Source organism: Nitrosomonas sp. (assembly GCF_021731985.1).
Lineage (GTDB): Bacteria > Pseudomonadota > Gammaproteobacteria > Burkholderiales > Nitrosomonadaceae > Nitrosomonas.
The window spans coordinates 1-12,493 of sequence record NZ_JAKFWH010000021.1; the positions used below are offsets into that span (position 1 = coordinate 1).

Sequence of the window (12,493 nt, forward strand, 5' to 3'; positions counted from 1 at the left end):
TGGCGCCCTGAAGACGAATCGAACGTCCGACCTACCCCTTAGGAGGGGGTTGCTCTATCCACTGAGCTACCAGGGCGAACTTGGTATTTTACGCTAATATCACACGATGAATAAGCCTGATCAGACGAATCCTGCGCAACCAGTCGTTTCAAGACAACTACCTAGAACAGTGATTGTTCTCGGATTGGTCAGTTTTTTCAATGATTTTGCTTCGGATATTGTTGTGCCGCTGATCCCGATCTTGTTAGCGACTGTGCTGTCTGCAGGCCCCATTGCGCTGGGATTGATTGAAGGAGTTGCGGATGCGCTGGCCTGTTTTCTGAAATTGTGGGCGGGGCGGCATTCCGATGTGATGAGCGGGCGGCGTAAAGGGCTGGCGCTGTCGGGTTATATGCTTTCCAATCTGGCGCGTCCGTTGCTTGGGTTGGCTGGCTCCTGGGTCACCGTATTGCTGCTGCGCAGTGTTGATCGTATCGGTAAGGGGTTACCGTAGCGCACCGCGCGATGCAATGGTGGCCGATGCGACACCACCGCATATCCGTGGCTATGCGTTTGGTTTCCATCGCGCGCTGGATAATGCTGGTGCGGTTGCTGGTGCATTGACAGCGGCGGCTATACTGGCGTGGTCGGATTTAAGTTTAAGCGAAGTGATTCTGTGGTCGGCGGCTCCGGGTTTTGTCGCGGTTGCGTTGTTGGGCGTAGGTGTGAAAGATGAGAAAAGCGATCCAATTCAGCAAACAGAATTGTCGCGAACCCTTTCACCGCTGCGCTGGTCTGCTTTGTCTGCGCCAATGCAGCGTTATTTATGGGTATTGATGCTGTTCACGTTTGCGCGCGCTTCTGAAACTTTTATTTTGTTATTCGGTCATGAATTAGGTATTGGCGTGGTTGAATTACTGTTGTTATGGGCGGCGCTGAATCTTGCCAAGGCCATCACTTCCACGCAAGGCGGGCAATTGGCGGATCATTTCGGACGCGGTGTTTTGATTCTGATTGGCTGGTCAGCGCTTGCGGTATCGTTTCTGGCATTAGGCCAGGTAACTACCAGCAGCGGGTTGTGGATGGTGAGTATTTTCTATGGCCTGTTGATAGGATTGAGCGAAGGCGCGGAGCGAGCCTTGATCAGTGATTATGCATCACCCGATGAGCGTGGCACGGCCTTTGGCTGGTATCATCTGGTCAGCGGCATTTTTGTTTGCCAGCCTGTTAGCGCTGCTGGCAATCGTATTATTACGGCTATGGGCTTGGCCGGTGCGGCATCACTATAACGAATAAGGACGAATAAGTATCATGGAATGGTTAACTATTATCTTGTCGGTGTTTGCATTGGGGTTCATGTTCTGGTTTTTTTCCACGAATAAAAAATCACTCGAAGTGGGGCAATCTGCGCCTGATTTTAAATTGACGGACCAGCATGGAAAAATGCATACGTTGGCTGATTTTCACGGAAAATGGCTGGCGTTGTATTTTTATCCGAAAGACGATACGCCCGGATGCACCAAACAAGCTTGTACCTTTCGTGACGGCCTTCAGGAACTGACGGATTTAGGTGCGGAGGTGATTGGCGTCAGTGTGGATAATACGAACAGTCACGCTGATTTTGCTAAAAAATATCATCTGCAATTCCCGCTTCTGGCAGATACCGCAGCAGAAACTACAGCACGCTACCATTCCCTGATTCACCTGGGCGTTGTTAAATTTGCCAGACGCAATACATTCCTGATCGATCCGCAAGGGAAGATTGCGCGCGTTTATCTGTCGGCAAGCGCGGCACGAAATTCTGCAGAAGTGATCAAAGATTTAAAGCAATTGCAAGCGGTATAACCGATAACAGGATTTCAATGGATTGATGTTCTGTTGACTTCCATCAAAGATTGATTTTCCATTTCATACAATATGCATGAGATTTCACTGAAGAGGGTACAGGATGGCAAATTTTACTGAAGATCAATTGACACAACTTAAATCTGCATTACACAAACGCTATTTGGATTTGCAGGAAGATATTCGCAACGAGTTGGCGCACACCAAAGATATTCGTGATTTTGATCTGATGGAGTATTTAAACAATATTCCCGATGACGTCGATACGGCGCTGGTTGACCGGCAGATTAACGAAATGCGCGAATTGGATATGTCCCTCAAGTACTTGAGTGAGCTGGAGTTCGGTGATTGTATTGATTGCGGCGATGCAATCGGGTTTGAGCGGTTGCTGGCGTATCCATCCGCGCAGCGTTGCATTGAATGCCAGAGCCAATATGAAAAGTCTTTTCCGAAAGAATCCAATCCTTCGTTATAAACACGGACTATTCCTCAAATTTATGCACTGACTTTGAGCAGAATCAGAATAGCGCCGCCACCGCCGTCTTCTGGTTTGGCTTGGCAAAAAGCCAGAACATCAGCACGCTGCATCAACCAATTCCCAATTCGGATTTTCAAAACCGGCTCGCGGTTTTTTGAACTCAATCCTTTGCCATGAATGACACGGACGCAGCGATATTTTCTTTGCGCACACATACTCAGAAAAGCGCTTAACTCCTGTCTTGCTTCGTCACGTGTGAAACCGTGTAAATCCAGATTATCCTGGATTCCCCAGTAGCCACGCCGTAAACGCCGCAGTGTCTGATGTGACATGCCCGGCCGCAGATACGACCATTCATCTCCCGCTTCAATTTCCATGGCGATATGATCTGAAAGGGTATCTTCAGTGACAGCTTGTTCAGGGTACTTTTCTTTCCGGGGAATCGGAGGGATTTTTGAACTGCTAGGGGCGAGCTTGTCTGTGGCAGGTAATGGCGCAACATCCCGCATTGCTGCGTGAAATAACGCCATTTCGTCTTCATCCTTGGCAGAATCTTTTTTAGCCATTCAATTACATCGTTGACTCGCTGTGGCTTGGTCTCCGATTTATGATTTACTTCAGATTGTCGAGATATTTCTCTGCATCCAATGCCGCCATACAACCACTGGCAGCGCTGGTTACAGCCTGACGATAGATGTGATCCTGCACATCGCCCGCGGCAAATACGCCAGGGATGCTGGTCGCCGTCGCATTACCCTGACCGCCGCTATGCGTAACAATATAGCCATTTTCCATTTGCAATTGTCCGGTAAAAATATCGGTATTGGGTTTATGACCGATAGCGATGAAAACACCCTGCAAATCGATCGTTTGCGTGGAATCATCCTTCGTGCTTTTAATGCGCATGCCGGTAACGCCGGATTGATCGCCCAGCACTTCATCCAGCACGTGATTCAACGCCAATTTAATATTGCCGGTGCGGGTTTTTTCCATCAATTTATCAATCAGAATTTTTTCCGACCGGAACTGTTCACGCCGGTGAACTACCGTCACACTGCGTGCGATATTGGCCAGATAGAGCGCTTCTTCCACTGCGGTATTGCCGCCGCCAATCACGGCGACATCCTGTCCTTTATAAAAGAAGCCATCACAGGTTGCGCAACCGGATACGCCCCGTCCCATAAATGCTTCTTCTGAAGGTAAACCCAGATACTGAGCTGAGGCGCCGGTGGCGATGATGAGCGCATCACAGGTATAGGTGCCTTGATCACCGATTAACGTAACCGGTTTTTCAGTCAGTTTTGCAGTATGAATATGATCAAAAATGATTTCGGTCTGAAAACGCTCGGCATGTTTCTGAAACCGCTCCATTAATTCCGGACCTTGCACGCCCATCGCATCCGCCGGCCAGTTGTCCACATCGGTCGTTGTCATCAATTGCCCGCCTTGAGCCAGCCCGGTGATCACGACCGGATTCAGATTGGCGCGCGCGGCATAGACCGCAGCGGTATAGCCAGCAGGGCCGGAACCCAGAATAAGCAATGCACTGTGTTTGGTTGTCATAATTTAGTTGCGAAGTAAATCGAGAACGATATTGTACTCGTAAATGGGCAAATTTCCTTGCTGGCTGATATTCTTGGCAATCATCGCGGATTTCTCCGTTGCGGATTTCGCGTTCAGCAATAAATCGGTTTTGTTAAGTTTCTCACCGGGAAAATACATTTGTGTCGTCAGTGCGCGATAACCCTGTTTTGAGATTTTCAAATGGATATGCGGCGGCCTAATCCAAGTTCCGCTGGCTGGATAAGCGCCGGGCATCACGGTTTTAAAGCGGAAGACACCATTGTCATCAGTTTGAATGAGCGCCCATCCCTGGAAGTTTTCATCCAGATGAGCTTTGTTGGGATCACGCGGATGATGGTAACGGCCGTTGGCATCGGCCTGCCAGATATCCAGCGTTACATTTTCAACCGGGCGTCCGGTAACATCCGTAACTTGGCCACTGACGATAATGTATTGGCCCTGCGCAACACCCTTATGACCCTCAATTTGAGTTAAATCGGCATCTTTATCATTTTGATCTTTTACCGGATAGAACGGCCCTTCTGTCTCATCCGGCGTAGGTATCAGCGCTAATGCTTTAGCAAAGCTACGGCTGCCAAGTACACTGATCACGCTGCCTAAAAGGCTTAATTGAATCAATTTTCTTCTGGAAACATTTTTCATGTAGTTTTTAGTACGATAAATTCATAACTATTAATTACTTAATGAGAAATATGCTCAAGTTGTTCAGAATCAACAATTGATCCAGGTTTTTCTAATCCATCACTTTTTTGATGACTTTGCTAGATGTTCGTTCAGATCTGGAATAGAAAAAACATAATGAAGCAATTTGCCGATCAAGAGCTTGAAGCACTACTCAATCATATTGAGTCTGATCTTGTCGGAGAAAAACAATCTTTTAAGGGGATGTCCCCAAAAGAACGCGACAGGCAATACGCGCTTTCGCGAACGATTTGCCCAATCACAATCAACCGGGTATTTTATTTATAGGCTCTAAAGACGATGGCACGCCATCGGGTGAATCGATTACAGATGAGTTGCTTCGCAATTTAGCAGACATGAAAATCGATGGTAATATTCTTTTTTCGTACCGTTAGACATTAGGTTCGGGAACCGAATCACGAATCCAATACCGGCAACGCGTATACCACAAAGTCACAAAACAAAAATTATACTTAATCCATCAGCTATATTCTCAATCCGCGACCAGCCCTCATGCTTTTTCGAAGCAGATTTTTTTCAAAGAATGTTCTTTAGTATAAAATGAAGCCTATATAAATTGACATGAGATATCTAGATAATGGCTAATATGATAGAAGTTGTTTTTTATTCTGTAATTGCATTGTTTGCAGGATTAAAAGTTGCGCAGATAATAAAGGAAAAATTCTTAAAATAAGAACACCAAGTATCTCCATGAGCAGGCGCATTCGAGGCGGCCGATGCAAGGAAAAATATCTAAAAAATGCAAACTTTAGAGTCTGAGTTTTAGCGCGCCATTGCATCGCTGGGATCTAGTACCGAATCACGAATCCAATACCCTCAACGCACACACCGCAAAGTCACAAAACAAAAAATCATGCTTATTTCATCGGCTATATTCTCAATTCGCGACCTGTCCCCGTTTCCGCACGCTTTTGATTTTGTGGTAATATCGGACGCATGCCATATTTCATTGAAAAATTGTATATTTTTCCATCAAGTGAATAATTGCGTTTAAAGATAAGGCGGATTCAACTTTGAAGTGCAACTTTTGTAAGGAAGTTTATAGGCAAGCTGCGGTAGTATCGGAGCTACTTAAACGACCAAGTAAAAGGAGCACAGATGAAGCACTACAAGCAGCTCACCAGAGAGCAACGATACCAGATTTCTGGCTTGAAGAAGGCAGGTTTGAACCAATCGCAAATTGCGGATGAATTGGTCGTACACAAATCGACGATTTCTCGGGAATTCAGACGGAACAAGGGTCGACGTGGTTGGCATCCCAAGCAGGCGCAGGAATTACGGGACGAGCGTCAAAAGAATTGCGCCAATGCACAGCGTCACTCATTGCTGGAGTGGACGGAAATCGAGCGATTGATTCGACAGGACATGAGTCCGGAACAAGCGTCTCAGCGGCTTGCTCTGGAAGGCGGACTGCAGATCAGTCATGAATCGATCTACTTGCACATTTATGCAGATAAGCGCCGTGGTGGCGACCTGTGTCGGCACTTGCGCTGCCAGAAGCCGCGCAGGAAACGTTACGCGAGTGGTCAAGAGCGCCGAGGCACAATCAAGAACCGGGTCGGCATTGACGAACGTCCGGTGATCGTGGAACAGAAGAGTCGCATAGGCGACTGGGAGGGCGACACCGTGATCGGCAAGAATCACCGAGGCGCATTGGTCACATTGGCCGAGAGGAAGTCGCGCTACATTCTGGCAGCCCAAGTGCCCGACAAACATGCATCGGGTGTGACGGCGGCAGTAACGCGGCTACTGCGCCCCCATAGAGGCAAGTGCTACACCATGACATTCGACAACGGGAAAGAGTTTGCGGAGCATGAAACCATCGCGGCGGAACTCGATGCGGATGTATATTTCGCCCACCCCTACCATTCATGGGAGCGTGGCTTGAATGAGAACAGCAATGGGCTATTGCGACAGTATTTCCCCAAGGGGATGGAATTGGTTGAGGTTACCCAAGAACAAGTGCAATGGGCGGTGGATAGACTCAACCATCGACCACGCAAAGTGCTTGGATTCAGAACCCCGTTTGAGGTATTCTTCGGAGAGACGGTTCGCTACACCAAATCACCGTTAGGCGTTGCACTTCGAAATTGAATCCGCGTAATTTAATGGGGGTTTGCTATAAATAGCGCAAACCCTATCAAAATTATCTTCCCTCCATAAGCACTGCGCACTTTTGTAATCTTAAAACGGTGAAACTTCAGTTCTTTAACTGAGGAGCAGTTAACATTTTAGGCCTGGAATCATTGATAGTATTAGATTACGGCCATTTCTGTCCTAAATTCCAACTGAGGAAATTAGGTTAATCCATTTTTTAACAAGCTGAAATTCCAACGGAGAAGGTAAATTTATGAGCGCAAATAAATCAGAACTATCAAACGCCAAATACGGGTACGATTTTGTTGTAGCAACAACACAGGAATCTATCAACGGGACGATGAAGGAGTATTTGTATAATTCGACTTTCCCGGTTGTGAAAATGTATTGGAATCAAGATGCCACGGGAGACCCGGTCGCTGTTTCTCGTGACGATCTCCTGAAACAAACCAATGGCACCGATCCTCTAACGGTTCCGAGTTGGAATAAGGGCGACCCGATGACGCCCGCTATAACAAATATCAACAACAGCAATTTCTATTTCGCCTTTGAAGCCGCCATCGGGATTCCCTCGGGCATAGCGCCACAAGACATCCCGGACATCATAACGCTCCAAGCGGCTAGCTCGGTAACTTTTAACCTGATCTGTGCCCAATTTACCGTAGTTACCTGTCACTTCGACAGACACGGCTTCACCAGTTTTTTTAGCGCCTCGCAGCCGACCAATACCCCATGGATTTTTACTTCGATCGTCGCGTTAAAGCAAATTTTCGACAACTCGAACCTGCCTCCTGCCGTTCAGGCCCAATTAAACAATTTAGGGCCTGATGCCTTCAGTGTTCAGCAGTTATTCTTCGACTTGGACAATGCGGCTCTCGAATCCACGCCGACTATAAGCGGAATAGCTTCGGGCACCCCCGCATACACACTATTAACCACAGTCTTTTTAGGTGCTTATTTCAAGGCGATGCAGACGAATAAGCAGCCAATCCTGAATTATTCGATTGTGCAGAACACGCCTGATAATGACCCATCCACGTTAAAGCTCACGAAAATGGAGCTGGAAGTCAGCCCGTATACTCCGGCAGGCGCATCGACCAACGATCTGAATACGCTTTGTTACCTGTGCGAGACAAACGGCAACAACCTACTCCCGGCGGTGCCTTTTACCTGGAACTGGGTCGAGCAATCCGAGGAGTCGAGTTTTGACGGCGTCATCTCGATAAACAGAAACACCTTTGCCAAGTATTTTGAAGACCAATTGACAAGCTATGTTTCTCAGAATTGTTTTGCGGCATGGGTTCGGGTCTCGATTTCCGGCTTCTTTGACCAAAATATTCACTATTACTGGTCAATGACGGCGAACCAAACCCCGACAATCACAACACCGGCAACCGGGGCGACAGTATTGAATTATTCATACAGTTCCACCGCTGAGGACGATGCGGGTGCAGGTGGCGATATGGGGGAGATGAAGCTGTCAACCACGTATACCGCATCTGTGACATTTACCGGCGCTACCATTGTTGTAAGTCAGCAATTATTGGTCTATGCCCATGTGCAGCGCTACCAATCCGGGGAAGGCTGGAACGCAATAAACAAGACAATTACAGATACCTATACCTTAGCGATGGACGGAAAAGGGGGCTTGACCGCCGGCCTTGTTTCCGTACCGGTCGATAATTCGGAGCCGACACCCAGCACGAACTGGTTTATCAAACAATTTACGGGCTTGAACGAGCTGGTTAACGATGTGGCCAGTTGGGCAAGCGGTTTTGATGAAACCAGCTTCCAGAGCATGCCGCTAAACGTGGCTCAACAATTCATATTCCCCGGTGGCAAAACCTTTACCTTCAAGGATGTCAGTTTTTCTGATTCTCAGGACTTGGTTTCGCATATTTCTTATGTGCAGCCCAATCAATAAACAAAAAATCTAACCAGGAAATAATCATGAGTACGCCAAAAATAAGCATTTCCACCGAGTTGATGAAAAATTATAAGCAAACACTATTGATGTCGCCGGAGAACAAGTTTGAAGCCCTGCAAACAAACGCAGGTAATTCGCTCTTATTCTCTATCGGCACCGATAATGTTTTTTACGTTACGGAAGAATCCGTAGGACACGCTACGGGTTGGGAAAAAACGGATATTAGCTCGGATCAGATAGCAAAGAGCTTTCCGGGGCAAACGGGGTTGACCTGCAAAAACTTTGATGCGGGACAAAATGTGGTTGACGGGACAATTGGGCTTGCAATGGTGGTAAATGACGGCACAAACGATCATTTATTCCTGTGCTTGGGCAATTCCAATGTAGATACCAGTTGGGTCAATACGCCCTGCTGGATACAATATCCGTTCGACAACCCGACAAAAAATATAACCATAGTTGGCGTGTTTCTGAGCGAAACCGCCAACAATACGCAGTATATTGTGGTTGACATTTTAAGGGATCCGACGAGCCCGGAAAAATTGATCTCCCGGTACTATATCAACCCACAGGGCACGCCTGTCTGGCAACCGCACGATGTGGCGATAGACTTGGAAGCGAACAGCTATACCAGTTGTTTGGGACGCCAATATCTGCTTAACAGTCCGCACCAGCCGACAATAGATGGGCTGTATACTTGCGGCCAGGTAGACGGTAATCCACAGTTTACTTTTCAACCGCTTTTCAACGTATTCAACACCAGGATACCGGCACCCGTTGCGCGGCTACAGCTTCCCGGCAACTTGATTGCGGACAGTATCGCCTCTTGCCGCAAAAGTGATATGTCAACGGATCTGTATGCCTGTAGCGGTGGCGGGCTCTATTATTTTGCAAGCAGCAATCAGGCGGATGGCGCTACCGGCGTATTGCTGACGCAAAACACGATGTTTGACGGCGTACGAAAAATGTATGCCACGCAGACAAATAATGCCTCTATCGTCTGGGGGTTGAATGGAAACGACGAAATTTTCTATACGAGCTGTCCCGTCGGTCAGGAAACCGCTTCGCCATCCGCATGGAGCTACCCGTTGCCGATACTCACCGGGGTAGACCTGTTTTCTCCGTATATTAATCGGGTAGATGATGGCAATACTTTCTTTGCGGTGGCCGAGAGCACATTGCAAAAGCTGACAAAGTCAACCAGCAACACGATCTGGACATCGCAATGTATTACGCTGCCTTCACCGGATACAAACGATACCCAAAAATATAGCTCGTATACGACGAGGATTCAGGTAAGTGATGAGAACAATCAGCCGCTTGCCAATGAGTCTATCTCCATAAGCGCCAGTAGTAGAACGGGCGTTTACATAAATCACTTGTACTATGTCATAGATTCCACCGGAATCCAGATAAACACCGATGTGTTGGGCAGCATTACTGTGGTGGAATGGATAACCGGCCTTGCTGGAACTACGCTGAATGTTTCGGACAGCAGCGGCAACACCACAACGGTGAATCCGATGAATACGCCGATGGGAAAAATAGCGCAGCTAAATACGGTTAGCAGCCTACAAAACGCCACCATCACCAATGCGGACGGCTCTACCCGTCCCTTGATCAGCAGTTCTATATCGAACGCGGAGTTGCAAACAGTAGCTACGTCAAATGGGCAATTAGGCAATGCCTATAACGCGCTCACGCCATCCGGTTCTTCCGGTCATTTGACTTTGCTTGCACATGGAAGCGGTTCCCTAACTGGGCCCGTAGCTTTGAATGTTGGCGGAATTGATGCGCTATGGGTTGATGCCGGGGATCTGTTTCACTGGTTGGAATCCGGCGTGGAAGCCGTTATTCAAATCATAGAAGATGAAGCCACGCAGACTTGGCATTTTATAGCTACTATTGACGGGAAGGTATATGCGGCGGTTTTAAATGTCGCGGAAAAAGTTGTGGCCGCTGCGGTCTGGGTCTTTAATGCGATCAAAACCGCTATCGAGGATTTGATACTTTTCCTCGAATTTTTGTTCGGCTTTCAGGACATACTCATCACACACCGTGTGATGAAAAATGTGTTCACCCAGTGGGTTCAGCACAGTATCGACAGTTTAAGCGGACTTGACGCCGATGTGACCGCCGTTTTTACCGCCCTGCAAAATGATGTCAATAAATGGGCGGATATTCCAAACTTTAACCAGACGCCAAGCAGCACAAGTGGCAGCAATCCCCCTCTAAGCGGACAGAACAGCGCGCCGGCCCAGCTCGGTATTCACCATTATCAGGGTAACGCAGGAAGTTCGAGTTCTTCGTTTAGCTCTCCTTCGATAGGCGTGGGAATTTTCCAAGACCTACTGACTTTGCTTGATAACGAAGAAGCCACCCTGAGCGCGGCTTATAACGCGATAAAGGCCGACATCATCGACCAGTTCGATTCCCTTTCGGTGACGCAGATCATCCAAAAATTTATCGCTATCGTGGCGGATACCTTGTTGCAAACCGCTGAAAATATATTGCATGCAGTCATCAGTGTGTTTGTGCAGTTAGCCGAGGGCTTTATGGATCTGCTGACGGCCACCATTGACATACCGGTAATCTCCTGGCTTTACAAAGAATTAACAGGTGACGACCTTTCTTTTCTGGATCTTATTTGCCTTATCGCCGCTATCCCGGCGACCATCGTCTACAAGATTGCGCATGATGCAACCCCATTTCCAAAAAATGATTCGTTTACCAATGGGCTGCTCGCTGCATCGAGCTTTGATCAAGTCAGGAGCCAATTCTTTACCGCGACGACTCAGGTTATGTTGAAATCACAGTCAATGGCTAATGTCGCCAGCATAACCATGTTGGCAGCAGTAGCAGATGACTCCCTGGTATTGGTCGATGCGAAATTAAAAGTCTTCGGACTCGTATCGGGAATTTTCGCGCTCGTGGGTAGCATCGTACTGATTGTAGTTACAGCCATTCAACGCACAGCCACGGTTGATAATCCGCTTCCTCGCCCTAAAACCTTGGCTCTCGTGAATGCCATAGCGAACGTAGCGTATGTTTCCCCGAATATCGCAACCCTTATCAATGCGAAAACCGATAACTGGTGGCAGCAGATGAACAATGTGCTAACGGGAATAAGCATCGTGAAGGGGTTTGTCAACATTCCGCTGGCCACCCTGCCAGATGGAAACGCCGCGTCAAAAATCTCCTCGGGTGTGGAGTCTGTAATAAACCTGGTCTGGAATGTTCCTGTGATCATGAATATTGTTGAGAATAAGGACAATTGGGATACTACATATAAGTCGCTTATCCCTGAATCGATAGGCAACTTCGCCTTCAACATCGGCGGCGTGTTGGATTTGCCGATTACCCTGACAGAACCTTCCCCGGCTAAGGTGATCGAATGCGACGTGCAATATGGGCTGATGCTCGCATATGGGATTCTAATGCCCGTAGCTGGGGGAATTAATGAAGTCGCACATTGAGATTGCAATTCGGAAAGGCGTAATCTATAGAATGATAGGTAGAGCATCGCTAACCGGACACCCACGACAATCCGGGGTCTATAACAGAGAGTATACTTCGGCCCAAGTAAGTAACCCGATTAATCTTGCGCATCCGAGATTCAGTGCTGTAGATTGAAGTGACGCCAGGAACTCCTACATTCCCGTTAAGCCGCCTGCAACATAAACTCTACCTTAATCGCCTCATAAGAAAATTCAATCGTGCCGCTGGGGTCAGATACCGTCTTGAATTGCAAGTCCTGAATGATTAAAGTTTGCATCAAATGGCCGCTCTGATTTAATGACCCCATAAATCAAATGTGCCAGTTTACGCATGACAGCTCCTATTACGGCCTTTGGAGCCAATCCGGCATCACTCAATCTGTC

The 12,493-nt window shown here is 47.6% G+C and carries 11 protein-coding genes and 1 tRNA gene; 8 read left to right on the forward strand and 4 right to left on the reverse strand.

Features of this window, described 5'->3' with window-relative positions; genetic code table 11:
• Window positions 1-76, reverse strand: a tRNA-Arg gene (locus QZ942_RS02760).
• Window positions 77-106: 30 nt separating this feature from the next.
• Between QZ942_RS02760 and QZ942_RS02765 the strand changes: the two genes are divergently transcribed.
• From QZ942_RS02765 to QZ942_RS02780, 4 genes are all read left to right on the forward strand, one after another.
• On the forward strand, window positions 107-493 hold the full coding sequence (locus QZ942_RS02765) for a hypothetical protein (protein ID WP_292993116.1): 387 nt from the start codon (window positions 107-109) through the stop codon (window positions 491-493).
• Window positions 462-1,268 (forward strand): MFS transporter, encoded by an 807-nt coding sequence (locus tag QZ942_RS02770; protein WP_292993117.1) that lies wholly within the window; start codon window positions 462-464, stop codon window positions 1,266-1,268. Before QZ942_RS02765 ends, QZ942_RS02770 begins: the two co-directional genes overlap by 32 nt.
• Before the next feature lie 22 nt (window positions 1,269-1,290).
• Window positions 1,291-1,824, forward strand: a complete 534-nt coding sequence (locus QZ942_RS02775; protein WP_292993118.1) for a peroxiredoxin — start codon at window positions 1,291-1,293, stop codon at window positions 1,822-1,824.
• A 103-nt stretch (window positions 1,825-1,927) separates the two neighbouring features.
• Window positions 1,928-2,299 carry a TraR/DksA family transcriptional regulator gene (locus QZ942_RS02780; RefSeq protein WP_292993119.1) on the forward strand — a complete coding sequence of 124 codons (372 nt, stop codon included), beginning with the start codon at window positions 1,928-1,930 and terminating at the stop codon, window positions 2,297-2,299.
• 20 nt (window positions 2,300-2,319) lie between these two features.
• On the opposite strand, the gene QZ942_RS02785 is transcribed toward QZ942_RS02780, so the two are convergent.
• Genes QZ942_RS02785 through QZ942_RS02795 form a run of 3 tightly spaced genes read right to left on the reverse strand, consistent with a single transcriptional unit; the run spans window position 2,320 to window position 4,504 of the window.
• Window positions 2,320-2,868, reverse strand: a complete 549-nt coding sequence (locus tag QZ942_RS02785) for a Smr/MutS family protein (protein ID WP_292993120.1) — start codon at window positions 2,866-2,868, stop codon at window positions 2,320-2,322.
• 46 nt (window positions 2,869-2,914) lie between these two features.
• Window positions 2,915-3,865 (reverse strand): thioredoxin-disulfide reductase, encoded by a 951-nt coding sequence (trxB, locus tag QZ942_RS02790; RefSeq protein WP_292993121.1) that lies wholly within the window; start codon window positions 3,863-3,865, stop codon window positions 2,915-2,917.
• Window positions 3,866-3,868: 3 nt separating this feature from the next.
• On the reverse strand, window positions 3,869-4,504 hold the full coding sequence (locus QZ942_RS02795; protein WP_292993122.1) for a protocatechuate 3,4-dioxygenase: 636 nt from the start codon (window positions 4,502-4,504) through the stop codon (window positions 3,869-3,871).
• A gap of 180 nt (window positions 4,505-4,684) precedes the next feature.
• Between QZ942_RS02795 and QZ942_RS02800 the strand changes: the two genes are divergently transcribed.
• The 4 genes from QZ942_RS02800 to QZ942_RS02815 all read left to right on the forward strand — a co-directional run bounded on the left by QZ942_RS02800 (window position 4,685) and on the right by QZ942_RS02815 (window position 12,088).
• Complete coding sequence (locus tag QZ942_RS02800) at window positions 4,685-4,855, forward strand: hypothetical protein (RefSeq protein WP_292993123.1); 171 nt, start codon at window positions 4,685-4,687, stop codon at window positions 4,853-4,855.
• A gap of 831 nt (window positions 4,856-5,686) precedes the next feature.
• A complete protein-coding gene (locus tag QZ942_RS02805; RefSeq protein ID WP_292993124.1) occupies window positions 5,687-6,682 on the forward strand; it encodes an IS30 family transposase in 996 nt (331 codons plus the stop codon).
• A gap of 256 nt (window positions 6,683-6,938) precedes the next feature.
• Window positions 6,939-8,609, forward strand: a complete 1,671-nt coding sequence (locus tag QZ942_RS02810) for a hypothetical protein (RefSeq protein WP_292993125.1) — start codon at window positions 6,939-6,941, stop codon at window positions 8,607-8,609.
• 26 nt (window positions 8,610-8,635) lie between these two features.
• Window positions 8,636-12,088: a hypothetical protein gene (locus QZ942_RS02815; RefSeq protein ID WP_292993126.1), complete on the forward strand. Its 3,453-nt coding sequence runs from the start codon at window positions 8,636-8,638 to the stop codon at window positions 12,086-12,088.
• The last annotated feature ends 405 nt before the right edge of the window (window positions 12,089-12,493 follow it).

What these genes read in the sequence shown, in the direction of transcription:
- QZ942_RS02765 (WP_292993116.1), top strand. Translation starts at nt 107, where the DNA reads ATGAATAAGCCTGATCAGACGAATCCTGCGCAACCAGTCGTTTCAAGA.
- QZ942_RS02775 (WP_292993118.1), top strand. Translation starts at nt 1,291, where the DNA reads ATGGAATGGTTAACTATTATCTTGTCGGTGTTTGCATTGGGGTTCATG.
- QZ942_RS02780 (WP_292993119.1), top strand. Translation starts at nt 1,928, where the DNA reads ATGGCAAATTTTACTGAAGATCAATTGACACAACTTAAATCTGCATTA.
- QZ942_RS02785 (WP_292993120.1), bottom strand. Translation starts at nt 2,868, where the DNA reads ATGGCTAAAAAAGATTCTGCCAAGGATGAAGACGAAATGGCGTTATTT.
- trxB (WP_292993121.1), bottom strand. Translation starts at nt 3,865, where the DNA reads ATGACAACCAAACACAGTGCATTGCTTATTCTGGGTTCCGGCCCTGCT.
- QZ942_RS02800 (WP_292993123.1), top strand. Translation starts at nt 4,685, where the DNA reads ATGAAGCAATTTGCCGATCAAGAGCTTGAAGCACTACTCAATCATATT.
- QZ942_RS02805 (WP_292993124.1), top strand. Translation starts at nt 5,687, where the DNA reads ATGAAGCACTACAAGCAGCTCACCAGAGAGCAACGATACCAGATTTCT.
- QZ942_RS02810 (WP_292993125.1), top strand. Translation starts at nt 6,939, where the DNA reads ATGAGCGCAAATAAATCAGAACTATCAAACGCCAAATACGGGTACGAT.
- QZ942_RS02815 (WP_292993126.1), top strand. Translation starts at nt 8,636, where the DNA reads ATGAGTACGCCAAAAATAAGCATTTCCACCGAGTTGATGAAAAATTAT.